The 26,546-nt window shown below is 34.8% G+C and carries 14 protein-coding genes; 3 read left to right on the forward strand and 11 right to left on the reverse strand.

What is annotated here, in order from left to right; all coding sequences use genetic code 11:
* Positions 1-317: 317 nt before the first annotated feature.
* The 6 genes from DMB68_RS22335 to DMB68_RS23460 all read right to left on the reverse strand — a co-directional run bounded on the left by DMB68_RS22335 (position 318) and on the right by DMB68_RS23460 (position 4,797).
* Positions 318-752 carry a type IV pilin protein gene (locus DMB68_RS22335; protein ID WP_110348843.1) on the reverse strand — a complete coding sequence of 145 codons (435 nt, stop codon included), beginning with the start codon at positions 750-752 and terminating at the stop codon, positions 318-320.
* Positions 753-825: 73 nt separating this feature from the next.
* On the reverse strand, positions 826-1,947 hold the full coding sequence (locus DMB68_RS22340; RefSeq protein ID WP_110348844.1) for a type II secretion system F family protein: 1,122 nt from the start codon (positions 1,945-1,947) through the stop codon (positions 826-828).
* Positions 1,944-2,444 (reverse strand): PulJ/GspJ family protein, encoded by a 501-nt coding sequence (locus DMB68_RS22345; protein ID WP_110348845.1) that lies wholly within the window; start codon positions 2,442-2,444, stop codon positions 1,944-1,946. The genes DMB68_RS22340 and DMB68_RS22345 overlap by 4 nt, the downstream gene beginning before the upstream one ends.
* On the reverse strand, positions 2,425-2,769 hold the full coding sequence (locus DMB68_RS22350; RefSeq protein WP_110348846.1) for a hypothetical protein: 345 nt from the start codon (positions 2,767-2,769) through the stop codon (positions 2,425-2,427). Before DMB68_RS22350 ends, DMB68_RS22345 begins: the two co-directional genes overlap by 20 nt.
* Positions 2,744-3,955: a hypothetical protein gene (locus DMB68_RS22355; protein WP_110348847.1), complete on the reverse strand. Its 1,212-nt coding sequence runs from the start codon at positions 3,953-3,955 to the stop codon at positions 2,744-2,746. The genes DMB68_RS22350 and DMB68_RS22355 overlap by 26 nt, the downstream gene beginning before the upstream one ends.
* Complete coding sequence (locus tag DMB68_RS23460) at positions 3,955-4,797, reverse strand: toxin-antitoxin system YwqK family antitoxin (RefSeq protein WP_165830193.1); 843 nt, start codon at positions 4,795-4,797, stop codon at positions 3,955-3,957. Before DMB68_RS23460 ends, DMB68_RS22355 begins: the two co-directional genes overlap by 1 nt.
* A gap of 250 nt (positions 4,798-5,047) precedes the next feature.
* Here DMB68_RS23460 and DMB68_RS22360 point away from each other — a divergent pair, with 250 nt between their 5' ends.
* The 3 genes from DMB68_RS22360 (at position 5,048) to DMB68_RS22370 (ending at position 7,776) form a co-directional block, all read left to right on the forward strand.
* Positions 5,048-6,109 carry an RHS repeat domain-containing protein gene (locus DMB68_RS22360; protein ID WP_124019462.1) on the forward strand — a complete coding sequence of 354 codons (1,062 nt, stop codon included), beginning with the start codon at positions 5,048-5,050 and terminating at the stop codon, positions 6,107-6,109.
* Entirely contained in the window at positions 6,075-6,587 is a 513-nt protein-coding gene (locus DMB68_RS22365; RefSeq protein ID WP_124019463.1) for a hypothetical protein, read from the forward strand. Before DMB68_RS22360 ends, DMB68_RS22365 begins: the two co-directional genes overlap by 35 nt.
* Positions 6,588-6,729: 142 nt before the next feature.
* Positions 6,730-7,776 carry a tyrosine-type recombinase/integrase gene (locus tag DMB68_RS22370; protein WP_165830194.1) on the forward strand — a complete coding sequence of 349 codons (1,047 nt, stop codon included), beginning with the start codon at positions 6,730-6,732 and terminating at the stop codon, positions 7,774-7,776.
* Positions 7,777-7,958: 182 nt separating this feature from the next.
* Here the strand turns inward: DMB68_RS22370 and DMB68_RS22375 are convergent, their stop codons facing one another.
* The 5 genes from DMB68_RS22375 to DMB68_RS23465 form a co-directional block, all read right to left on the reverse strand.
* A complete protein-coding gene (locus DMB68_RS22375) occupies positions 7,959-8,279 on the reverse strand; it encodes a hypothetical protein (protein ID WP_110348851.1) in 321 nt (106 codons plus the stop codon).
* On the reverse strand, positions 8,279-19,981 hold the full coding sequence (locus DMB68_RS22380; RefSeq protein ID WP_124019464.1) for a DUF6443 domain-containing protein: 11,703 nt from the start codon (positions 19,979-19,981) through the stop codon (positions 8,279-8,281). Before DMB68_RS22380 ends, DMB68_RS22375 begins: the two co-directional genes overlap by 1 nt.
* Positions 19,982-19,991: 10 nt before the next feature.
* On the reverse strand, positions 19,992-20,708 hold the full coding sequence (locus DMB68_RS22385; protein WP_124019465.1) for a LolA family protein: 717 nt from the start codon (positions 20,706-20,708) through the stop codon (positions 19,992-19,994).
* A gap of 4 nt (positions 20,709-20,712) precedes the next feature.
* The gene (locus tag DMB68_RS22390) at positions 20,713-25,506 is read right to left on the reverse strand and encodes a hypothetical protein (protein ID WP_110348854.1); all 4,794 of its coding nucleotides are present in this window, start codon (positions 25,504-25,506) and stop codon (positions 20,713-20,715) included.
* A gap of 68 nt (positions 25,507-25,574) precedes the next feature.
* Positions 25,575-26,546 (reverse strand): hypothetical protein (locus DMB68_RS23465; RefSeq protein ID WP_165830195.1); only part of this gene is annotated, 972 nt, incomplete at its 5' end.

Raw genomic sequence — 26,546 nt, forward strand, 5'->3', positions numbered from 1 at the left:
TATAATTTTTTAATAAAAACAGGGGAGTAATAGCCACGTAGAATAACAAGTCCCCTAATCCGAAATAATGTTCGAACGGGTTCAGAAATTTTTTAGATTTCAAACTCATATAAAGTGTTAGTATGCCTAATGTAATGAAGAAGAAACCTGTATTGAAAAGGAATATTTCTACTAAATCATATTTTTTTAAAGGAACTATAAGAAAGGATATACCAAAGATTACGATAGGTAAGATGATATGAATTCTTCTGTATTTTATGTCCTGAAAAAAAATAAGTATTAAACAGCATAACAAAATTGCTGGGGCTATTTTCAATTTATTCTTTTGTTACTTCCGTTAATATTTTTTTACTGTCAATTTCCCAGGTATTAAAACTGCCATCACCGTCCAGATCAGATGTAGCTGTTGCTCTGGCAGAAAACGAATCATTAGAAGCTTCTAAAATTTCTATTTTATAAACTGCCTGTCCGCCTTCTTCAACTGTTTTTTCCTGTTCAAAACCAATTTCTTCTAAACTGCCTGAATATTTTGAATGCCTGTAGAAATAACTTTTTTCCAACCCGTAAACCTGATTTAGCATGGCTTGGGCTTCAATAGCTTTTGCCTGCCCAATTACTGAAGTTTGATTTGGTAATACCATTAGCAATAAAATACCAATGATGCACAAAACAATTAAAATTTCTGTTAAAGAGTATGCTTTAACATTTAGTTTCTTATTTAATTTATAATATTCTCTAAGCTTATTTAACATTTATGTGCTTTTTTCTGTGTTAAAATCTGTTAATTAATAGGTCGCAAAAATACAAATTGAATCGAAATAACTGCTATTTATTTATAATTTTACTTAAGTCAAACATTGGTGCATACATAGACACCATAATAACGCCAACAATTGCTCCGATTACAATAATAATCATGGGTTCCAGAATCACTCCGATCATTTTTGTCTGATGGCTTATTTCTTCATTATATTGTTCGGTTAACCTTTCAAACATAGTTTCCAGCTGATTTACCTGTTCGGCAACTTCTACCATAGAAACCATTTTATTTTCGAAAACCGTATGCTTTTTTAAGCTTTCATTTAAAGAGGCTCCTCTTGTAATATCTTCTTTTATTTGGTTAATAGCGATTTCAATCGGATAAAAACCAATCATTTTTGCCGTTAAGGTTAGTGAATTGATTAGCGTTGTTTTTGAGGTAATCAACAAGTTCATGGCCTGACAAAACCGTGAAATGTAAATTTTCCGAATCAGGTTTCCGAAGTATGGAATTTTCAGGACCATATTTGTGGTAAACGATCTGTAGCTGTTTTTGTCTTTGAATAACATATGAATGGCAATCAAACCGACAATAATTCCAATGACAACAGAAAAAATAAGTCCGGAATGATTTGATATTTTCAGAATAATCTGTGTGCTTTTTGGCAGTTCGCTTCCAAATTGTTTAAAGACCGAACTAAACATAGGAACTACTTTGTTCAGCATGAAATAAAGGACCAAAACGGTAACCAGCATCACAATTGTCGGATAAGTCATTACCGATATGATTTGCCTTTTCATCTGAATTTTTCGGTTGAAATATTTTTGCAATTCCCCTAAAACTTCTTCTAATTTTCTGGTTTCCTCACCAATCTGAATACTGTAATATTCATAAGGTGAAAACTGGTTGGTTTCAAGCATCGATTCGTAAATACTTCTTCCCTCAACGACTTTTTCCTTGATTTGCAGAATAAGCTCTTTCTCAAATTTATTATTAGACTGATTGCCCAGAATTTCTAATGCCTTTTTAAAATCAACTCCTGATCGCAAAAGCATTCCTAATTCTCTGTAGAAAATCTCCTTTTTTTTATCAGAAAGTTTTTTAGAAAACTGAAAAGAACCGGTTTCAATCCTGAAATCTTTTTTCTCAGCCTTTGGGGCTTTGTATGTCGTTAAATCAAAACTCATTTTTTAATTGTTTGTAATAATTCATTAGGATATACTCTCTTATAAAATCGTAAATCCATTTCCTTTTCGTTTGATTCTATGTTTAATTTTATTTTTTGAAAAACAAATTGTTCCGATTTGCTTTTTACGGTGTCCATTATCATTCGGTTCAGTTTTATTCGGAATGTATCAATGAAAGTTTCACTGTTTCTCAGGATATAATCGTCTGAGAACTGATACAAAACTCTTTCTCCTGCATATCCGTTAAACGCTATTTCAGTTTCATAAACCGTCATTTTTTCCTTTTCAAAAATATCTTTGTTCAAACTATAAGTTAATCTATTCAAATCATTTACTAATTGATTCTGATTTTTAAAGTCCAGCATCCTTCCGGAAACAATCGAAAAAATAACGAACAAAATTCCCATGATAATAGCCGTTATGGCCATACCAACAACCGCTTCGATAATGGAAAAAGCGGGTACATATTTTGAATTGTCATGGGCGGATCTGAACATAAAAGCTTTTTTGAAACCTGAATTGTGTACTGTCTTTATAGTCGATCGAAATCTTTTTAAGTTCAGGATTGATATTTTCTTCTTCTATCAAAAGGTTTTCATCTTCACTTTCGTTAGACAATGAATCACTTTTTAGTTGTGATAAATAAAAAAGCTCATTGACCTTATTCTGGGTGCTGTAAAATTTGGCAGAAGTTTTTGGCGTGTAAACCGAAGCAAAAATCATGACGGCAAAATACAGGCAGATCGAGATAATGGTCAGGGCAATAACCGATTCTAATATGGAGTTGGCTGCGGGTTTATAATACTTTTTTGATAACACCATACGTTGTTTTTTGAGTGTTAAACAATGGAATCGAAATATAATAATCAGGACGTTTTTCAGTATTGATTTCAATATCAGTGATCAGATTTTCATAGGAAGAAGAACTGGTTTTCAGAAAAAACCGATTCGTATAAACCGAACCGTAAACATTGCTTCTGAGCATGAGTTTCCCGCTGCAGTACAAATCGCCAAACAGCAGTCCGTCTTCCTCTATTTCAATTGTATTTTTATCAATCATATCCGTTGTGCTGCCAAACAGAACAACAGCGCCGGTTATCTGGCATCCTTTTTTTATTTTTATTTTAGATGCTTCGGTGCTTTCATTATACACGCAAATTACCGATGGATAGTTTAAGGTAACCTTTTCTTCTAATTCAATTCCTTTGATTGCAAATGCCTGAACAGTACCTTTAAAACCTTCTTCAAAAGTTATTTTCGGGGCCATTAAAATAACATCTTCCAGAACTGCATTTTTTTTAACCCGGATAGAATCTTCAGAGCGTAAAATGAAATTACCTTTGAAGATGATATTTCCTAAAGTCGATTTTACCTGAATTTCTTTGGTGGCATTAAAAAAAGAATTGTAGTACAAGGAGTCTTTTGGTTTTTCTACTTCGGAGAGTTTTATTTTTTCAGACTTTATGCCTTGAAATATCTTTTTGAAATCAGGATTTATTTCGGGTAAAAAAGGTTCTGAAATAGTCTTTTCTCCTTTTACAACAAGCTGATTCAGATTGTTGTTGATATAAGACGTTTCAATAAAAGGACTTGGAAGCTGATTATTACCTATCAGTTTTACTTTTCCGGAATAGTAAAGTGATTTTGATAAGTTGGTCAGATAAATGGCATTTTTATCTGTATTTCGTGCGCCAACAAAATGTACAGATGAAACCGTGTCATTTGAAACATAGGACCTGGCTAAAACCAAAGACAGCAGCCCGTATGGTTTTGTTTCGTAGCTTCCTTCGATTCCTGAGTTTTCGTCTTTTTCAATTTCTGTTGGAATAGTTTTATTGCCCAAAGCAAAATTTAAAACCGATTGATTCTGGATATAAAGTTCTTCCTGCAGGTTGTAATACAAATTAAGCTGACTGAACAGATTTGAAAAATACAACAGCGCTCCGCAAATAATAGAAACAATCAGGCAAATATAAATAGCGTACAACAAACTATGGGCCTTAACCATTATTGAGGAGCTTTATCTTTCTTTTTGAAAAGATTGTTAAAGAATGTAGTGACCTTTGAATCTTTTTTAGGCTGATTTTTGGATTGTTCTTTAGCTGCCTTTTTCGCTTGCTTTTCGGCTTCTTTTTCTACTTTTTGGGCAGCAGCAGCTCTTTCTTTTTCTTTTTTGGTTCTCTCTTTTTCTAATGCTTTTTCTTCTTTTTCTTTGGCTTTATAATTTGCCAGTTTCAAAGCATCAGAAGTAGCTTCTAATTCCTTTTGTGTTTCCTTTACTTTTTCTAATTTGGCATTTTCCTTTTTGATTCGGTATTGTTCAGACTTCGTGAAAATTTCTTTTTGTTTAACGATTACACCTTTTTTATAGGTTGTGATTTCTTTGGTCTCCGTATTGGTCCATTTTCCGGTTTTAAGGTTCGAACTGAATTTTCCGTTTTCAACCAATGTACCGCCTTCATTATATCTTAAATATTTTCCGTGACGTAAGCCTTTATAATAGGTTAGGGTAGTAGCCAACACACCATTTGGATACCAGGTTTTCCATAAACCAATTCGTAGTCCTTCTTTAAACTGCCCTTGTTCTGCCAGCTGATTGCTGTGGTACATTTTTATAAATTTGTCATGAAGCAAAACCCCGGCAAAACCGCCCTGAGCTTCGTGTATAAGACCGCCTTTGAACCAATAATAGGTTTTATGCAGCTTAGGGTCTATTTTTTTATCAGTAGTATAAAATTCGTATCTGAAATCTTTGTCAGAGATTCTTTTTATGGTGTAAGGATCAGCAAAAGAAACTAAGGCAAAGGTTAAAAATAATAATATAAAGCGTTGAATAGTAGTTGTTCTCAATGTACACGGGGCGTTTTTTATAGGCGAAGCAAGATAGTTTTTTTTTATTATCCTGCAAAAATAATTTGTACGTTTGATAGGACTAATATTTTATTAACAAGATGGAAGGAAATAACTAATTTTGAAAATGAAAAAAGGTTTTTATTTCTCGTGTTTCAGTAACTTTGAAATGCCGAATATTGCTGAAAACTGCAATTTTTAAGTTTTTAAATTGCATACAAGTTCTTTTATTTATTGACATTAGCCGGGATTGGATTACTATCCTTTTGGAATGGTAGTACCATCACGACATGGGAAGTCTGAATCGTATCGTTATGGGTTCCAGGGGCAGGAAAAGGATGATGAGATTAGAGGTGGTGAAGGGAATTCTCTTAACTATACCTATCGTATGCATGACCCGAGGATTGGTAGATTTTTTGCGGTGGATCCGCTAGCTAATAAATTTTCATGGAACTCACCTTATGCTTTTAGTGAAAATAGAGTAATGGATGGTATAGAATTGGAAGGGCTTGAATTTGTTAATTTGAATAAAACACTTTTCGTTAATAGAGTAAATTATCTTAAAAATAATCCTATTGCTATAAATCAAAGATTATCTGGAACATGTGTTTTAGCCGCGGTAACATATTTATGGATTAAACATGATAGAAATGGATTTGTCGATACAATGATGAAACTTTATGACACAGGTGAAGCCAAATACAATCAATTTGTATTTCATCCTGGAGATTTACAGGATTTTGATCCAAATGAAAGCGAGTCTTCTCATGAAAAAAAATATACTGCAGATTGGATGATTTTAAGTAGTATACAACAAACTATTAATTCTCAAACTAATCAACCTGACTATAAAGGAAGACCTCATGAAGATACATCTAATGGCGATGGTGTTTTAAATTACTTAATGAGCAAATTTTTAGGTTTTGAATCTGTTAAGACAATTAAACCAAATACTAAGAATACCGGTGAGTTTACTTTAAAACAAATAGATAATAAATATAAGAAAGGATTTGAAATTATATTAGTACTAAGATCTTCTGCTATGAATTCATATAGTCTTAGAAAGTCTGATTTTAATGTAGAAGATAACGAATACCATGCTGTTACTTATCTTGGTGGGCTAACCTATGCTGGAACCAATCAATATGGTAGTAAAACATATACATTTAATATACAAACTTGGGGTAATCCTGTCGGAACCCTGACTTTGACTGAGGGGGGTATAGAAGCTTTACTTAGTAGTTATACACAAGGGAAACCAAATGAAAAAAAAGATAATGAAAAACAAGGTAAAGATGATTCGTCAAAATAATAAATTTATAAACAATTCTATTGTAATCATTTTTTCTTTGTTTATGATAAATTGTATCTATAAAAAAGAAAAAGATTTACGCGAGTTTAATCCAGAAATGACGACAAAATTAGATTTAAATAGAACTCATAGTCTTATTTTGGAGAAATATCATAACAACAAAAGGATTTCTTCTGAAAGGATAAATTTTGAATATAAATTTAAAGTTGATACCTCGTTTTCAAAATTTAAATTAGCAAAATATAGATTTAAATTGAGCAAAAAACTTGATCTTAGTTATGATTATAAAATAGCTATTAATATAAATGATAAAAATTATTTATATTATTTCCAAAATTTTGATTATGATACTGTACATTCAAATAAAAGCATGGGTCTTGCAATTGATTCATATATTTTAAATGGAAAAAAACGTTATTATAGAGACACAAAATTTTATCTAGACCCAGATGACGAGGATATCTCATCTCAACGATAGAGTGAAAATGCTTTCCGTGCCCACAACGATAAGACACAAAAGTATAAAAACTACAACCCTAAAAAGTTGTAGTTTTTTTATTTACATCCTAGGCAATTTTAAGCTCTCACTTAAAATTGTATTTTTGAAAAAAAACAAAAACATGAAAAAACCGAGTCCAATTATACCCTTATTCAATCAATTCATTAAAGAAACCGAAACAGGGAAACGACTCAAAAAGAACGGAGAAAAAATAAAACCAGACTCGATTCAAAACTATAAATATGTATTAAATAATTTAATAAGGTTTTCGAGTGAAACTAAATTTGAATTGCGTATTTGTGATGCTTCCAAGCTGGACAAACGCGAACTGACATCTGAGAAAAGTTACTGGAAAAAATTCTATCAAAAGTTTACAGAATTCTTATATAAAAAAGGTTGTCATGACAATTATGTAGGTGCCAATATCAAAGTAATTCGGGTATTTTTTAACTATCTCAAAAATGACAAGGACTTAAATACAGGCGATTTTCAGCGATTGTTTTATGTGCGCAAAGAAGAAATTGAAATTTTTGTACTCTCACCGGAACAGCTCAAATTTCTAATTCACGACAAAGAATTCGAACAAACACTTATTCCGAGTTACAAACGTATTAAGGATATTTTTGTTTTTGGCTGTACCACTGGTTTGCGCTACTCAGATATTTTTTTGTTAACGAATAAAAACTTCGAAAAAATAGAGGGTGAATGGTATTTAAAACTGAAATCCAAGAAAACTAAAACCTTTAGCTTTATCAAATTATCTGCTTATGCCGTAACTATTTTCCAGCGTTACACAATATCAAACAATAAAGCCACTCTTTTTGGGAATACAAGCTTATTCAATTTCAACAAAAGTTTAAAACAAATTGGGGAACTTGCCGGTTTTACAACCCCAATAGAAGTTTCCAGAGAGAAACAGGGCAAAACGCAACGCATCACCAAAAAGACAGACACTGCTAAAAATCGATTTTGCGATAAAATGAGTTCGCATATGATGCGAAGAACTGCTATTACAACCTTATTAATTTTAGGTATGCCGGAACATTTAGTCCGCAAAATCAGCGGGCATAGTCATGCCAGTACTTCTTTTAATCGTTATGTACATTATGCACAGGCTTATATGGATAAGGAAATTGAGATGGTTCATAGCAAGCTGGAGAGTTATTAAATTAAAAAACTACAACTTTTTTAAGGTTGTAGTTTTAATACTTTGTGGCTCATTGTTGCGGGCACAGAATGCAATTCTGCGCTATCGTTGCGTTGATATATCTGCGCCATCTGGTTTTCTGTAAATGTATTATCAAATAATTAGCCACCAACACATCTGATACGTTATCCATTATCTCAGAATCACCAAATTTCATAGATTCGTTCAAAATTGGAATCAACAAAAAAAATCTTCATATTAGAATTTCTCTTAATTTTGACAATTCTTAAATAATGTACTTCATTCAAGTCTCTTTCTAATTTTATTAAAAACTCATAAAAAAGATTTGAAAGATTAGTATCCTTTAACTCCAAGGTTCTTTTGTATCTAATTTTATAAGTATTAATGACATCATTAATTGCCAGTTTATTAGTATTTAATTCTATTTCAATAGTATTAAGCTCCTGGTTATTAACAAGTCCTTTTTTCAAAAGCAATTTTTTAACCCATTTTATTTCTTCCATTATTTTTTTGGTGTTACTTCTTTCGGTTTTGCGTCAGTTACAACTCCTGCTAACCATTCTGCCTCTCCCATCAGCGAAGCTGTAAAAGATATATTTGGAATTATATCTTTTCCTATAGTAAAAGTTTTAGTTAAAATTATACCATTTGATGTGCCTTTTGGCCCTTTTGCAAAATTGAGTGCCATATTTTTATCTGATGTCCATGATGTCCATATACTATAATTATCACCCATAGCATGATCATCCATATCAGAGTGAGCCACCCCTTTAAACTCAGGCAATAGTCCTTTTGGAATAGCAACTCCCATTTTTGCTTGATTATATTGTTGTAAGTTATCAGATGAAACACCTCTATACAATGTAATTTTTTCATTGTTTTTTTTATCATCCTTAAATTTCTCCTTTATAACAGAACTAGGTACCGAAACTGGTTTAGAACTCGGTTTAATTTCATTAAGAGGAACAAAATTTGGAGGAAATGGTATTTCATTAGTTCTACCTCCATAATTTGGACTCATTGTATCTGTTAATAACATTGCAGCTAATCCTATTCCCTGAGCCAGAGTTGTAGCTAAACTTGAAGCTGTAACAGAGCTAGTCGAAGTTACTACATTTGGGTTTTTCCAAACAACTTGAAGTACTACCTCAGTTGATTCTGCGACTACTTTTTGTGCAGGTTCCAACCCTTCTAACTCTCCAGAATCAATTACCCTATTACCACTAAAGGCATATGGAGAATAAAACGGGTAGCGTGACTCAAGCGGATCTCTCCCAAAAAACCTACCAACCCTAGGATCATGCATCCTAAAAGTATAATTCAACGAATTCCCTTCACCACCTTTAATTTCATCATCCTTCTCCTGTCCCTGGAACCCATAACGATAATCTTCAGACTTTCCATGGCGTGATGGTACTATCATTCCAAAAGGATAGTAATCTGAGTAGCTGCGAACGTCTGGTGAAAAAGCAATAACTGAAACCTGATTACTTGCAGATTCAACGGCTGTATTAACATTATCCAGCGTAAATACTTCTTCTAAATTTCCGTCTTCCCTGTTTTTTAACCATTCAATATTTGTAACTACACCAGTTGCGATAAAAGTTATGCTGTTCCTTCCTGAAGTTTTATCCGTTTTTTGCTGGAAAGGTACTCCAAAATTGGATGCTCTTACCTGAATTTCAGGAGAAGTGGTTAGTTCCAGGTCATAACTTACGGTATATTTTTTACCGGTTGTTGTAAGCATAGAATATACAACTCCAGTACCCAACCCCTTAGCGGTTATTACCAGTTTATTTGTATTTGTTGTAACTATTGCAGCATTTGCTGCACTCCAGTTATTATCTGCATTAATGTTTGCCCAGCCAGTGAAATTAAAATCATTAAGTGTCGTCAAACCAGGCACATTGATTGTTCCTGCTAGTTTCCTGTCGCTAATTACCGAAAGAACGTTACCTAAATGGTTCGATAATTCATACTGTTTGTCTCCTACAAAACGATAAGCAGTAAATGGGGTAGTGGCAAACGAATTTTTACCAGTACCTTGTGCCAGTCCTTCGCAGGCATCTCCAATACCGTTTTTGTTATCATCCTTCTGATCAGGATTGTACATGGTTCTGCAATTGTCGCAGGCATCTCCAATTCCGTCCGGATGTGGTTTTCCATTTTCGTCTACATCAGTATCCGTTTGTTCAAAGTTAGCAAATCTTTTACAATTATCGCATGCATCACCTATTCCATCGCCATCAGTATCCAATTGATTTCCTACATCTTCTAAAGATGCCTGTGCGAGACCATTAGCTTCTATACGACAATTGTCACATACATTTCCAACACCATCATCATCATCATCTTCCTGTCCTGGATTGAATACTGTAGGACAATTATCAATATCGTCTTTTACACCATCCGCATCTTTGTCATCGTCTCTTACACCACAATAGGTTTGTGAAAAGCTCGCACCTTGTAATGTCATAGTTTGATTTGTTGAAGAAGTAGTTTCACTTGTACCAGGTACTTCATCAAGATCAAAATAATTGGTTAAGATATCTTCTTTTTCCTGTCCATTATCAATAGTATACCCAAAATCGCATATCTCGCCAATCATAGGTAAATATTCTGATTTCTGATCAGGGCGGAAAGTAATGGTCGTCTTTCCAATTGTATTTGGAGGTAAAACAATTTTTAATTTTGGTGATTTCCCGTCTCTTATTTTCCTGTTTTCAGGACCATCATAATTAAAATCTTTATCTGTGCTATATGTTGTGCGATACTCGTTACCATTTAAAGTTATGCTTACATTATAAATTTCAGAATTTTCACTTCGTGTAATTTTTGCTTTAATATCCCATTCGTTTTCCGGAATAATTGGAGAAACAATGTTATAATTAGCTATATTTCTATAACTTCTGTAACTGTAATATCTTTTACCTCCTTCTTTAGATCTGTGATGTATTCTTCGGTATTTTATAAGAGATATCATAGGTTTGTAGCCGTTACCTTCTTTAACGACCCTTAATAAAATTGAATTTAGAAAAGAACGAGCCGGACCTCTTGGCCAAATATCTTCTTTTTCAATATGGGTGCTGTGTATTGCAGCTACAACACCATCGCCTGTACCAATTTTAAAATGGGCTGTTAATTCAATTTCTCTTGTTTGCTCTCTTTCGCTTTTAAATAAATTAAAAGTATTTTCAGGTTTTTCAATCCAGCTCGCACTGTCAGCAGGATCATTTATATCCAGACCTGCAAGAGTAGTTGCGGCAGGAGTTTCTGTTGTCACAGCCGCAGTTTCAGCACTTGCAGTGATTTTACTGGTTATCGCCTTCATTTTAAGCGACAGTGCCGAATTATCTTCAGCAATCTGTATTTTGCGGCTTTCAGTTCCAAGTCGGCTGCTGCCATAAATATCCTGTTCAACCAGGAAATAAGTCGTCAGGTTGCCTTCTTTTACCATCTCATACGTACTCAGTACATTGCCCTGTGCGTCTCGCTCGTAGTAAGTTGTTGTGGTTTTTGTAGGCGTGGCCATTGTTTTGGCAATTCGGTTTCCTAGTCCGTCGTATTCAAAACTAATAACCGTCCCGTTATTTTTTGTAACCGACTTCACTTTTCCGTCTACACGCCAGTCAATGTCTATTCCTTCCTGTTTGTCTTTTGTTAACTGCCCAATATTATCATAGACATAATTTTGATCTTCGGTTTGATTGTCAATATCCAACGAAGTATCATTGGCTGTACCACCCGGGGCTACAAACACACCATTTCCTACTGCGTCATTAACACGACGTAACTGGTTGTTGCCGGGATTGTACGTATAAGACAGCTGATCCATTGGTGTGATATTACCATTTAAACGATCTGCTCTGTTCAGGGTAGCTAAATTTCCGTTTTTGTCGTAGCTGTAATTTGAATAATAACCATTTGAAGCAACACCAGCCGGTGTAATCGACTTAGATGTCATTTCTTTAATCCTGTTCAGCTGATCATATTTGTAATAATTGAACTGGGAAGGAATGATATTTTGCTCGTGATCTGTCAATGAAGTAACCATTTCTTTGATATTTCCATTGAACAAATTATTCGTATCCAGTTCTAAAGCCTGTACTTTACTGAAACTGAAAACAGCATTATCCTTACTCACACCTGCGCGTGATTTATAATCTCCTTTGTAATAATTCAGCGCAAAACCGAAAGCATCCTGAGCAACATTTAATCCATCTTTACCGGCATCGTATGCAGAACCTAATTTTTCAGAGTTCACTCCTTTTAGCCAGCCTTGTAAAGTATAGACATAATCGAGACCCTGAACTTGTTTGTCACCAAGCTCCACACGAGCCAGCGGACCGTGATCGTAATACAGATAGTTGGCTTCTTTTTCCCAGATGATATTATCTTTACTCGTATATACCTGCTTGATTCTGTTATCGGCATCGTATTCGTAGCGGTGTATAAACTGGTCTTTTGGGCTATTAGGCTGATACGTTACCTTGTTTACATTCCCACTGATAAGATCATAATCGTATACTACTTTTTTAACAGCATTATTCATGCTTGTCAGTTTCGGGTTGTTATTGATATGATGTACCAGTTCTTTTACGTTTCCGTGAACATCGTAATCATAAAAGATACCATTGGCATAACCGGATACCGGAGAAGCACTTGTATGTGTATCGTAGTACAATACTGCGGTAACCCTTTTATGGCTATTATCTGATCCGTAAGAAGTAAACCAGCTTTGGGTATCTTTTACCGGACTGTCGTATATAGTTGTGGTTACCTGTTCTGTTTCATCAGCGATGTTGTACGGATAATTAATTGATTTTGTGACGGCGTCTGAAGGAACCTCAATTCCTGAGTTGTATATCAGACGTCCATTTTCATTGATTTTTATAGCAATCCCGCCTTTTGTTTTTAGCTGGCCTGCTTCTGTGATTCGGCCCAGACCATCGTAACGGGTATAACTGAACTGCCCCTTGGTTTTTTGCTTACTATTCTGGCTGGCAATGATACGGCCTAACGGATCATATGCAAAAGTAGTCTGGTTGCCAAGCTTATCCTCTAATTGCCCGTTCTCATCTTTGTCTTGGTGTCGTCCATCTGGTGTATGCTGCCATACCAGCTGGTTCAGCGAGTTGTAGCGGTATTGCGTCTGCATTTTATGGGCAGGCTTAACATTGTCGGCATTCGGCTCATTTTCCGGCTGATTTTTTCTGATGTTATCGATCGTTTGATCATCAGGAGCTGATAACCTGTCAACACCCTGTGGAGGAACTGTCTGAACCAGGTTTCCTGCCTGATCATAGTAATAAAGAGTATATTGATATTCCTTATCAAATGATTTTTGTGTTAAGGTTTCATCTAATCCTTCAAGTGCTTTTTTAAGATAGTTTTGCTTAAAAGCTTCTCTTTTTTCGTTATAAAAAGCTTCTGAAACCTGCTGGATATTGGCGTCGTTTATGGCTTTTTTATAGATTTCGCATGGGGTTTTTACGCCTTCCTGTACCGGTATATCCAAACTAAAAGACGGTACCATCATTGCAGGAGCACAAAAACCGTCATTTGAGTTTACATAAGTATTTGCATAATCATTCCATGATAGGGTTTCATCTGTTGAATTGGAACTACGCCCGGCGATATAGGAATGATAGGCTGTAATGACGTCATCGGTTCTAGGATTGCCATATCTTAAATTGGTCGAACCAAATTTATCAATGCTTATAAAAAATGGGCTCTCTACAGTTGTAACACTAAACATTGCTAAATACGCCAGATAGTCAGTACTGATATATCCGTAGTTAGCTTCACAAAAGAACTTGCCATCTAAATCAGCAGGAATTACATAATCCTGTACCTGGTTCTGCATACCTGTTTTAAATTCGTTCCATTTGTCTCCGCAGATTACCGGGGTTACTGTTGGGGGGATGCAGAGCTGGCTACAGGTTGGTGGGGTTGATTCTAGGGTTGTTGCTGATTTTGCTGTTAGACTTTTTCTTTGGCTAGAAGTAAGAGGCTCTCCTTCAGTAAAAAATCGGCATAAATTGTATCCAGGAGCATGCCATCCTCCATCAGCTTTTCTATTATAGAATATATTAAACCAAAATTGACCTTCAGTAATAATAACATTTCCATCTGTATTTGTATAGTTAATCTCTATTATATCAGTAATAGTAGATGAAGGGTTTAATTTTATATCAATTGAATTAATTCTTTTTATGTTAATTAAAGAAATAATACCAATAGTAAGTTCTCCTATACAATAATCATCATTTGTGCCAATATATGGATAGTCGTTTAACTTTAAATTAAAATGAGTATTACTGTGAGAAATGCTATATTCATCAAATAAAACTGGAGCTTGAAAATTTTTATTTTTACGAATTAAGATGTTGCTGTAACGTTCTCTTACTTTAGAATTTTGTAAGAAATTAGATGCTTCCGAGTTGTCAGATACATATTTATAATTTGTTCCAACATTCCTGCCAATTGTAGTTTTTACTTGTACGCCACCAATTGTCTGTAATACATTGTTTCCGGGTAATAAAAAGTCATTAATTATATCCCTTAATCCATTTTCAAAAGTTATTTCATCATCTGCAAAATCTGAATCTGAACAAGAAGCAACCTTAGGAGGTGTGTAATCATTAGCCATAAACTGGCAAAAAGAAGGAGCATCCGCCCCCTGAAGATATGATGTTTCAATTCGATTCTTTAGAGATGCTTCTGCTATTAAAGTTTGATTATTGGAATTAGTATATTTTAATCTCACTATTGAAGAATTATTATTTATAATGTCAATAGATTCAATAGTTACGATTTGATTAGTATTAGGAAATGAAATCTCAATCAGTGCATCTACTTTATAATCATCATTATAAAATGAAATTCCCAAACTATTAGCCCCTCGGTACGCATTAAATCTTGAAAGCTGCACAGCTGTAGTATATCCACCTGGACTAGTATCCAAACGATAATTTCTTAAAGCTTGGAAATGTTGAATAAGATTTGATCCTGATATAAGGTTGGTTATTTGGGTATTACTGGAAGAAAGCTGGGTTCCGTTTGGAAAATTACTAAGTATTGAATTCAAAGCATTTTTCAAATTCTCTTCATAATCGGCTTCCTCTTGAGCCTTTAGCTGACACACCGTCGTTGCGGGTGGAGAATAATTAGGATCTCCACATTCATCCCCATAACCATCTCCGTCAAAATCATTTTCACCACATACACCACAACAGGCAAAGTATAAGGCGTTGTTTTTGCCTGCCGTTATAGACCAGGTTTTGCTATCAAGACGGTATCGTGCTCCATTGAAATTTTTTGTAACAATCCTAAAGATGTTGCTTTTGCTGTCAGCTTTTAGGTCGCCAATAAAAGCGTCTGTGATGTTATTAATACTTATTGTAACATCTCCGGCATTTATTTTCATACGGAGCGTGTCGTTTACGGCAATAGAGAAAAGTCTTTGGCCGGAAACTGTTTCATATTTCCATTGTACAGCATCAGTTGTGTTAATTCCAAAATAAGTTTTTAAATAACCTGTTTTGAAAATATCTTTATTTGTAATATCCTGAGTTGTTGTAAGGGTATTTGTTTTTTGAAGATCAAGCATTAAGTCTTTTAGTGCATTACTAAAAAGCTCTTTTTTAGAACACTGATTGTCGGCTAAAGCTAAGGTTTCGCCTATGCCATTATTACCTGCAAAATGACATTCTCCAACAGCTGCTTTTGTATAACCCTCAATAATTACTTCTTCCGGAATTGAACAGGCACTTGCGGGACTGCGAACAATGGTAGCGAGGATACTAAATTTAAAGGTTTTATCAGATGCCCTATATTCGATATAATGAAAATTTTTAAATCCTTTTACCTGTGCCCATTGTGGTTTCGCTACACTAGCGCCACAAGGATCAAGATAAGTACCGGATCCAGGAATGAAACTTGCAAATTTTAGGGTAATTGAACTGGCTAAAGAATTTTGTGAATTAGCTGTTTGATCAGGATAGAAATTTATAGTGAGATCATTCCCTTCCGGTTTCCCGATTAACCATGGAGAAATTGTAGTAGTGGCTAAGTCAAATTCCGGTTTTTTTTGTGCATTGAAGATACCTGATGTTAAATAAGGCATACTGGTAGCCGGAATATTTAACAATAATCCATTAGGCTGAATCGTTGCATCCACCAGACCTTTTAAAAAGTTTTCCATTTCTGATGCCAGAGGACATTTTCCGGTTTCAAGGTAGGAATTGGCATCCGCCTGGCTTTCAGCTGCAGCTAATATTTCCTGGTCGCTTAAACCGGAATCATAATTGTAATCAGCCGGTACAAAGCGTTTTTCTTTGCCCGCGTAATACGATGCAGTCTCTTCTGAACACGAAGGCAATATTCCGTCTGATCCGGCTGGTAAAACAAAAGGAGTACCTATTGAAGTATGTACCAATTGTGTTACCCGAGAAAAATTACCGGTATATTTTTTTAATAAATTGGCATAAGAGTCTGTACTGTTGGCATTGCCGATACAATCATTATTACCTAATTTTTTGTTGGCATAAACATGTGCAAAAACAGTACGTGTTTTTTCTTTCAGGGCAAGATAATAGCTTTTGAAATTAGCCCACACTCTTTGTTTTAAAGCATTCGGAAGATCATTAATCTTTGTTAGTAAAACAGCATTGGTTACGTTTATTTCATCCTGAAGTTTATTAGAACTCATAATGCCGTTTGAAAACACTGCAAAATAGTAAGCGGTCTGCAGCATGTTCATATGTAAACTATTGTTATATACCATGCCATCATAATTTGATGTCAGGGCTTCCTCCATAATGTCTTTACGCAAATCGTATTCTTGGGTAGTCTCTCCTAAATTACTATTTGCAGAGCTATAGTATGGGTCTTGTGGACTTGCAATGTTCAGTAATTCAGCTAATTTACCACCACTAGTATTAAAAATATTATTATTGGGTACGACAGTATTCTTCTCCGTATCAAAATATTCCAAATCTTTTAAAGCTTCATCATAACCATCAGAATTAGTGCCATTGGCATCTTTTTTATTGCAGATAGCCAGATTGTATAAATAATAGTTATACTCAGGATGGTAAGGTAATAATTCATTTGCCCATCTTGGCTGCCATTCTTTGATGAAATCAGCAACATGATCTAAATAGTGAGGTGCCACCAAAACGTCTTTTTCATCGTCGCTTTCAGGGTCGTCTGTAGTAGGCGGCATTGTGCCATCTTCCAGAGGTCTTAGTGCAGGAGTGTAAGATCCGTCTTCTTCTTTAATAATTTTGATGGTTTCCGGTTCTCCGTTTGCGTCTTTATAGAAACCACCATAAGGATACCTCCAGTTGAATTTTGAAATTTTTACAAAAGTAGTGGTATCGGTATCTTCGTCGGTTACTGTTGTGTTTTTATATCCGCCGTATAATAATTGGTTATTTTCATTAAAGACACTTAAACGATCAATTTCAGCATCTTCTGTTTCTGTTGCTTCTGTTTCTGTTGAACCTGTTTCATGATCCAGACCTGTAATAGAACCGTATTGTCCTTCCGGGCTTACATCTCCCAACAATGTTTCGAGATTGGCATTACAAGAGTTTACCGGCTGCTGACATAATTCATGACAACCTGCAAGCAGTTCTTTAAATTCTGTTTCGTAATGTATGGTGTAAATTCTTATTTCTTCTGTAGAGAAAGTGGTGTTCTGTATTTCTTCTAAATTTTGAATATTATCATTCACATATTTTCTTTCGGCAGCATCAATATAATTTTTTCTGTTGTCTTTAATTCCAAGACTGCTTTGATCTGTGGGAAGTGTTGCTTTGTATGCGGCCCTTTGTGCTTCATCTGCTAAATTTGAACTTACAAGGGCTTCTTCACAGCTTATACAGGTAACATTACAGTCCGTTTCCTGAATAACAGTCTGAAATTGTGCAATAACAGGTTTGCATGCAGTACCATTTTTTAGCTGTGCAATATAATCATCCGCATATTGATTTAATACCTGTGTGTCTACCTGCAGGTTTTTGTTGAAATTATAGGTGCCAATATTAAGTAATTTATAATCGTTTTCACTTATTTTTTCTTTACCTTCAAAAATCTGATTGCTAAAATTAATAGAAGAAGGTGCATAAGATGAAATACTTGGAACCCCAATTTTTGTTGAGCGGACAGTTGACGCTGTTCCGTACAGCAATTCAGTTGCACAGTCATTTGTCATGCTTACAGACCAGTCATATACAAAAGGATAATATTTAGTATTTAAACAAGAATCTACATAACTTCCAATGGTTTTTGTAAGACCATATGTGAATTCAATAGGGTCTTGTTTTATAATGTTCACAGTAGTATTTAAGCGTACGCCATCTTCTGTAACATTATTATTTCCTGAAGCATATTTATCATTGTTGATTAGGAGACTTTTTGTGGTCAGTTGATGTAAACGGATATCGGTTTCATCATCCAAAGAAATCAAATTACCTTTTTTATCTCCGGCAAGGGCAGTAGCTATGGTTCTGCCCTGAGGGTCTAAATAGCTTACGCTGGCCTGACCATTTGGGTCAACGACAATATTTTTTTTGTATAAAGAAGCATCACCAACTTTATAACCAAAAAGTCTGTTTAATTCAGGCTGAAAAGGACGTCCATAGAAATAGGTCATTTCATGGCCGGATCCAATCTGATGTTCTTTTCCGACTCCTCCTTTTCGTTTAACACGCCCGGTATTGTCAGGCGTATATTCGATTTGGGAGAACGGAAGCAAATCAGCTTTTGGAACTAAATCCTGATAATTGTCTGAAATATCATTTTTTTCAGAATAATATTTACTGGCACCGCTTGTATTTGACATTACCGGGGCAGGAGCAGGGGCGCAATTATTGTTATTTGCTTTTTCCTCCCAGTCAAAATCGTTGTGTGTATAAATAGAAGTACCGGTACTGTTTTTATTCAGATTCGGATAAAAATGCACTCCTGAAGATTCTACAGGAACAGGTAAAACCTCTATAGCCGGTCTTCCCTGGGTGTCATAAATAACTTCTCCGATAACGGCTTTGTTGTTTGAATTTATTTTGGTTACCGTCTGACGGTTTCTCAGCGAACCATCAAAATAGCTTACGACTTCTTTTTTCTTTCCGTCTTCAGCAAATGAAGATTGATACTGCCAGTTTTTCTTTCCGTCTTCGTGATTTTTATCAATTTCCAGAAAATGAGGCCATCCACTAACCTTTTTATGTGTTTCCTCAATTCCGGAGGTCCAGTTTCCATAATAATTTTTTGAAACATCATCCAAAAATCTTCCAACAGGTCTTACTCTGTAAACAAGATATCCTTTTGAATAAATAAGAGGAATTCTATAACTGAGTTCTTTAGTCTGGATTCTGGTATTGTTATGTTTAAAATCCTGATCGGTTAACGGAATCACGTCAGCTGCCAGCTTAGTACCATCTTCTGCAAAATTGTCTATCCAGGTCCATTCTAGCTCATATTCTACAGCCGGTGCAACCGGATCTTTAGACCATTTTATCACAACTTCCTCTGCACCTTCGCTTATGCTATTTACTTTGGCTGGATATGTTGCGTTATATTTGATAAATTCATGGCTTAATGTAGAACTAAGCTGTGTACTGCTTAACTGCAGATTATAATAACGTTCTGTATTAAAATTTAATTCGAGATAAGTTGATGGATTAGTAATTGTTGTAACGGCACCGGCTTCGTCATAATACGTTATAGCTTCTACTTCTACATCTGCTTTATGAACTCCCGGAAGTTTATAAACAGCATAATCGTCAAACTGTAATCCTTTGGTTTTATTGTTATATTTTATTTTTAAGGTAATACGTTCCGGATAAGAAAAGTTTTTATTATCCTGACTTGCATCTTTATACGAGGTAACAACAACACCTGAATTGTCATAAGCTGTTATCTTTAATTTTATTTCGCACGAATAAATCCTTAAATACTCGGCTGTATTTGTTTTATTGTCAATAAACCCAAAATGAATGGATACATTCGGATTAACGGAGGTAAAGACATTTTGCTTTTTTATGTCTTCGAACTTTGGGTCTTTAACCACCAGCTTAGGCAGTGATGACAACTCATTCCCAACTTTTTTTTCACCGGGATATGTTTCCTGCTGAGCAAATGACAATAATGAAAAAAGGAAAAATGTAAACGCGATTATATATTTATTGATATACATATATCTGATTTTATTTATTGGAAATGTTTCGTTGGTCAATAATTTCATAATTCTTTAATCGGGCTGTTGGTACGTATTTATTTTTGCTTAGGACATCGAAATAGGTTTTGTCTGCAAAAAGTGATGCATTAACTGCTTTTCGATTAAAGTTGAAATTACTCACTTCTAATCTTGGCAGATAGGATTTTGGTGACCGGTAATCTTTAGAAAAATTGACGGCGGTATTATAATAAAAAACTGATTTTTGTAAAAAATACTTTTTTGATATCTGAACCACTATTTTAGAGTAGGGAAGATTTGAATATTTTTTTGGAGTTAGAATTATTTCCCAATATATTTTAAAATCTTTAAATGACTCTATTGTGCATAAATCCAGCAAGGGATTAATGTCAAAGTTTCCAAAATAACTTTGCAATGGATCTGATAGCAATATGGCTTTTTCGGAATGATTGATTTTCAGGTTTATGCTTTTAGAATTCAGTATTTCTGTCTGATCTACTTTCATATAAATCTCGTTACGGGAATTTTTGCAAAAAAGCCCTTTGTAAGACTGCTCTATTTTTTTAGATTCCGCAGTTTTATATAAAGTATAATTTGAGTTATACTGCAGCGATTCAGCACTGCTGTATTGTTTTCCCATTCGCTGCAAAACTTCATTGACAGTCTGGGCATGCCCTACTACAGTGGTTGCCAGAAAGCTGATGATGAATAAGGATTTATATAGCATAAATTTAATTTTGTGTCGTATTAATAAAATTACCTGAACGTGTTTCCTGAATTGTTTTGATTCCTTTGGCCGTTTCTTTTTTCACACGTACTAAACCGCCTTCGTTATCATACTCATAAAATGTAGAGTAGTTGTTTTCATCGAGTTCAGACATGAGCTTAAAGGTTTCAGGGTCATAAACAAATGTTTTAATGCTTCCTTCAAGCGGATGAATCCTGATATCATCAAAGTATGCCGCAATTCCGTTACTATTGTTTTGAAGTTCAATACTGATTGTTTTTGTAAACTTAGGAATCAGGAATTTGCCGGTAATTCTTTGCCATCCATCAATAATATCACCACTTGCCATCAGTTTTTGTGTGCTGATTTTTTGAAGTTCGCTGGCTTCTGCATCACTATAAAAATGAATATTGACTGCTGCATTCTCATACGTTTTTACTTGTACAGTAGATTCTTCTTTTACCCATACACTCAACATATATTCTTTTCCGGGAACAGGCTGAAAAGAAAGACAGTCAGAACAGTAATTTTTATCAGTAGGTTTTCCACACGAAAATCCGGACAGTTTTAGATTATCAGACAAGAATGCTAGATTTTCGGTAGTTGCCAGAGGATTAAACGTTTCATAACCATAAAAATCGAAATCACGGAAATTTTTAATATCCTCCTGAGGGAATTCAGATACAGGATAATCCAATAAATATTTAAGTGATGTTCTAAGGTTGGGAACAACTTTGGAATCAATAACAGAAGTTGTAGTCTGACCATTATTTGGGTTTTGTGTAGTCGATGAAGCAGCTCCAAAGTTATCGGCATCAACGTAAAAACCATTTTCTATTCCCAGTACATATAGATGTGGCTTATCTGTACTGGTATTAGTAGTACTTTTGGAATTATTAAATCCTGACATGGTTTCTTTTAATTGAGCAACATCAGCTGTCTGGCATCCATCTGTAATCATTATAACTACGCTAGGCTTCATTGTAGAGCTTAGGGCTACATCCAGACCACTTTTCCAGTAATCAGAGGAAGCACTTACACGACGTTTGTCATTAACTAAACCGTAATTATCAATCCAGTCATTAAATTGTTTTAATATTCCCGGTTCATTAGTCACTCTTATTTGTTTTATATGATCTGTTCTGTTGTTGAAATCGTTGTCAGACATTCCTATCAGGGAAACGTAAACATTGGATTGCAGTTTATCGTTGTCGTTGGCTTGCTGCTGGATATAATTTCTAAGCTGTTTCTTTATTTTACCTGCTTCTGTAGTATCTATTGACCCCGATTCGTCTACTACGAATGCAATATGGGAAACACAATACAACGCTGAACAAAAATCGATATGGTTGACAACACTTTTAAAAGGGTCATTTAAACCGGTACGCAATTCTGTTTCGACAGTATCAGACTCATAATTGTCTAAGTTAAAATCAGCAACAGTATTGCCGGTTACAGCAATTTTAACATCATAGTTAGTGTGATCGTTAAACGAAAAGGCAACAAATCCCTGCTCTGTATCCCGTGTAAAATTATAAATACCCGGGTATTGGTCTTTAATGTAAGGAGAAAGCGCAGTTAATTCATCGCAGTTGTATCCGTATGTAATATCTTCTGCAGGAAGACTTAGTAATTTATTTACCAAAGTGGTGAAAATGCTCTTGATTACAGGAGAATTTCTATTTGATTTTGTACAGGAAATAAAAGGTTCACACGATTTAACAAGCACAGTTTTTTTAAATTCAAACTGGCACTCATTATTTTTATAAGCATTTAGGTATATAGTATAAGTTCCTGCTGTTGAAGGCGTGAATGTGTACAAGCCTGTTGTATTTGTGATTGGGTTAAGATGTTGTGTATCTCCGGATTTAATAGTGTACCAACTGTAAGTAAGGTTCGAAGATCCTGTTTCAAAAGTTAAGTTTATGGGTTTGTTGACACAAGTGGTTTCTATATCTTCAGGACAAAAATCAATATACCTTATGTCAGATGAACGACGGCAATCATTAGGTTCAAAAACAATGGCTGATTTATTGGACATTCTTCCTCCATAATCAACCTTACATGAAGTTAAATAATCAGAAGACGTCTTATATTGTGTGATATCAATGTATATTTCATATTCTATATTTGAATATAATTCTTCAGTTGTACCACCTTCATAATAGTAAATGCCGTTTGGAACTGAAATATTGATATCGAAATCTCTTTCAGGAGCAAAAGAAAATTTTATACCTGTAATTTGATTGTATTCATTTCGCGTAGTCGTATAATTATATATTTGATTTCCGGTACTATTGGTAATATATGGTTTCAATAAAACCAGTTCATTATTAGCCGAACTTTTATTGATTTGTTCATCTGTTTCTCCCAGAATGGAGCGGGCAACCAGTTTCTTAATCAAATCTGTTAAGAGGTTGCGGACTACGATTGATTTTGGGTTTTCATTAGTACAACTGTTTTGTATTAATGTTCCAACTGGTTTGGTATATTTTGTTTTACAGCCATCGCTAGTATCCGTTATCTCTAATTCAATTCTATGAAACCCTTCAGCTGTTATAGCAATAGGAAAAGTACTTTCGGTACCTGAATTTATTAATTGAGCATTCGGGCTAAATAAGCTCCACTTATAAGTATAGGTTTTTGCAGGATTTTGATAATACAGATAAAGTTCAGGAGTTATGGTCTCATTTAGAGTAACAAAAGCAGTACCACTGCCATAAAATTCAGGGATGGATATTCTTCCTAAACGTTCTTCTGTTGTTAAGGAACAAGGGTCAATAACTGTGATGCTTTTCTCAAACTTTCTCATACATCCGGTTGCATCAGTAACCTCTAAAACTATTTTATGGATTCCAGACGTAGAAAAATTTTGTAAAACCGTTGCAGAAGTTTTAGTGTCAATTAATGCATTATTTGCGTTATAAAATTTCCAGATATAAGTTAGGCTTGTTGCAGTAGTTTCAAGACTAAATGTTACATTGGTGTTTTGCATCGGGTTTTGTTCAGAAACTTTAAGTACCATATTAACAGGGGTACAATTTGTTACTGCCAGATGTATCGGGTTTCTTTCTAATGTAAGGGTTCTGTACCACGGATCTAATTTAAGACTGATTTCAGGATGTGTTGCAACACAATAATAATCTCCTTCATTAGACGAATCAAGATTGGATAGAACAAAATTACGTGAAGTGGCTCCTTCAATTAAAACGCCATTCGGAGATACACCCTTGTACCATTGATAGGTTTCTTCAGGGGTAAATCTATTGTCTTCATACATGGTTAATGTAACAGAACCACCAACTGCACCTGTAATTGTTTTTTCTGAATCTATTTTACCCTGATTTACAAAATAAAGAAACTGAAGGTTATTGGCATATGCGTTAAATTCATTAACAAAGTCTGCATAACGGAAATTATTACTTTCAAATCCTAAAATAGACAACGAAGGAGAATTTGTAAAGTCTGGCATAGGACCAGAAAATTGATTTGCATTAAGTACCAGCCATCTTAAATTTGGTAAACTTGTAAGTACAGACGGAATTCCTCCGGTTAACTTATTATCTGATAAAAAAAGATCCTGAAGCAGATTTAGTTGTCCTATTCCAACAGGAATTGTTCCAGTCAGGTTGTTATTTTCTAAAGAAAGTATATGTAATTGAGTTAAATTAGATATCTGTGGAGATATGTTTCCACTTAAATCATTATTCCCTAAAAAGAGATACTCCAAATTAGATAATTGATATATTTCATTTGGAATCAGACCGGTTAAATTATTGTGGTTAAATCTTAAATCTGTAAGCTGAGTCAATCTGGAAACCTGAGATGAAATGCCTCCGGTCAATTCATTGATACCTAGATATAGCTCTTTTAGATGACTAAGATTATATATTTCCAGAGGAATATCTCCCGTTATATAGTAGTTTGAGGATAAATTTAGTCTTTCTAAAAGAGATAATTGACCAATTTGGTATGGAATTGTATTACTAAATCTGTTACTTGCCAGATCTAGTAACTTTAAAGAGGTTAATTGTCCAATTTCTATCGGAATGCTTCCTGTTAATCCATTGTTTTGTAAGTTTAGTATTTGTAGGTTTTCTAATTGACCTATTTCATGAGGTATAGATCCTTCAAGAAGAATATTACCATTTAAATTCAGAATTTCTAAATTGTTTAAGGTACACAATCCCTGTGGTATTTCTCCTGATAAGTTACTCTCTCTTATTTCAAGGCTTTTTAATTGGGTTAATTGTCCTATTTCATTTGGTAATGATCCCGATAACCTAGCTCTCCAAAGATCTATGCCAATTACGTGCCCATTTTCTACTCTAACGCCATACCATCCTGCTACGTCAGAATCGGGATCATTAATTTCCCAGGCTATCCCGTGATTTGGTAGTTGAAGAATCCAGTTAGGTCCATTGGTATTATTATAGATAGCGATAAGTGCTTCTCTTTCTGATTGCGGTACACTTGCAGCTGTTGTCACTGCTGCAGTTTTTGCAGTGGAACGGCTTACCGTTTTTTTAGAATTCCACTCAGATTTTATTTTTTTTACAAGAAGTTCTTGACTTGCTCTTGATTTAATAAACTGATCTGTAAGCTGCTTACGGGCAAAAGCAATTTGTTGTTGTAAATTTTCCTCTTTTACACCATGTCTTTTTAGTGATGCAGTAATCCTTACCAGGTCAAAACCAATAGTTTTATCGTCATAGTTCTGAGCAAAAGAAGCTAATGATAATAACATCATACTTAAGGTAGTAATCCAGTATTTTTTTATTTTAAAAATGTTTGTCATAATTTTTTAATTAAGATTCTTTGCTTTATCAACAAATTCATCTATTCATTTTTATTTTCTTCTTTTTTTTATTGCGTATTGCAAATTACTTCTGAGGATAGTATGCCTCCATTGCCAATTAGGTAAGCAAAATTTGAATCAGCAAGTTTAACCCAGTAGCCACTGCCCAAAGCGGTTGTTAAACTTTTACTGGTATAAAGAGTTGTCCCAACACCTACAAAATTTGTAGCAGCGTAGTAGGTTACCGGGAAAGTAGTCGCTCCACAGTCTCTTTTGAGTCTGGGTTGTGAAAATTGAAATGCATAACCAGGGCCGGAATCAGGATCAGACCCTGAACCACAAGTACTAATCGTGACTATTTTCCCGGAACTGTCTACTTTGTATGAGGTTCCATTGGCCTGGTTCTTATACCATAAGCTTCCATATGCCAAAGGAGTTGTTAGGGCTTCGTTTGTATAAAGTATAGTACCAACACTTAATGTTGCTGTTGCCGCATAAAATGTATTAGGAAATCCTGTTTTGGTACAAGCTGCTAATTTAACTGTGCCGGAGTCTGAAAACTGAAATGGATAGCTGATTGGTGTTGTTGGCTCATTAATGATTTTTATTACACCTGTAATGGGCTCACATAATGAAGTGATCTTTCCGCTTATAGTAGTATTACATTCTCCTGTTAGGGTTATTAAATAATTAAATGTTCCTGAAACTGTTGGAGTACCAGCAATAGTTATCGTATTCGAAGCAAAACTTCCCGTAACACCGGCAGGCAGTCCTGTAACAGCAGCTCCCGTAGTACCAGTGGTAGCGTAGGTTATAGGGGTAAGGATGCTATTGATATTTTTTGATTGGTTGTCTGTACCCGCTGCGGAACTTAGCATTATAGTACCCGGTGTTGAAACAGTAATCGTTCCGGTGGCATTTATAGTATTACCGCATCCTCCCAAAAGAGGAATACTGTAGTTAAATACTCCTGAAGCTGTAGGAGTTCCGCTGATGGTTAAGATGTTTGTTGCCCATGCAGCCGTTACGCCGGAAGGTAA

It is taken from the genome of Flavobacterium hydrophilum, assembly GCF_003202405.1.
Classification (GTDB): Bacteria; Bacteroidota; Bacteroidia; order Flavobacteriales; family Flavobacteriaceae; genus Flavobacterium; species Flavobacterium hydrophilum.

Bases quoted from the DNA above. Each gene is read 5' to 3' on its own strand.
- DMB68_RS22335 (WP_110348843.1), bottom strand. From the start codon at position 752: ATGTTAAATAAGCTTAGAGAATATTATAAATTAAATAAGAAACTAAAT.
- DMB68_RS22340 (WP_110348844.1), bottom strand. From the start codon at position 1,947: ATGAGTTTTGATTTAACGACATACAAAGCCCCAAAGGCTGAGAAAAAA.
- DMB68_RS22345 (WP_110348845.1), bottom strand. From the start codon at position 2,444: ATGTTCAGATCCGCCCATGACAATTCAAAATATGTACCCGCTTTTTCC.
- DMB68_RS22350 (WP_110348846.1), bottom strand. From the start codon at position 2,769: ATGGTGTTATCAAAAAAGTATTATAAACCCGCAGCCAACTCCATATTA.
- DMB68_RS22355 (WP_110348847.1), bottom strand. From the start codon at position 3,955: ATGGTTAAGGCCCATAGTTTGTTGTACGCTATTTATATTTGCCTGATT.
- DMB68_RS22365 (WP_124019463.1), top strand. From the start codon at position 6,075: ATGAAAAACAAGGTAAAGATGATTCGTCAAAATAATAAATTTATAAAC.
- DMB68_RS22370 (WP_165830194.1), top strand. From the start codon at position 6,730: ATGAAAAAACCGAGTCCAATTATACCCTTATTCAATCAATTCATTAAA.
- DMB68_RS22375 (WP_110348851.1), bottom strand. From the start codon at position 8,279: ATGGAAGAAATAAAATGGGTTAAAAAATTGCTTTTGAAAAAAGGACTT.
- DMB68_RS22380 (WP_124019464.1), bottom strand. From the start codon at position 19,981: ATGTATATCAATAAATATATAATCGCGTTTACATTTTTCCTTTTTTCA.
- DMB68_RS22385 (WP_124019465.1), bottom strand. From the start codon at position 20,708: ATGCTATATAAATCCTTATTCATCATCAGCTTTCTGGCAACCACTGTA.
- DMB68_RS22390 (WP_110348854.1), bottom strand. From the start codon at position 25,506: ATGACAAACATTTTTAAAATAAAAAAATACTGGATTACTACCTTAAGT.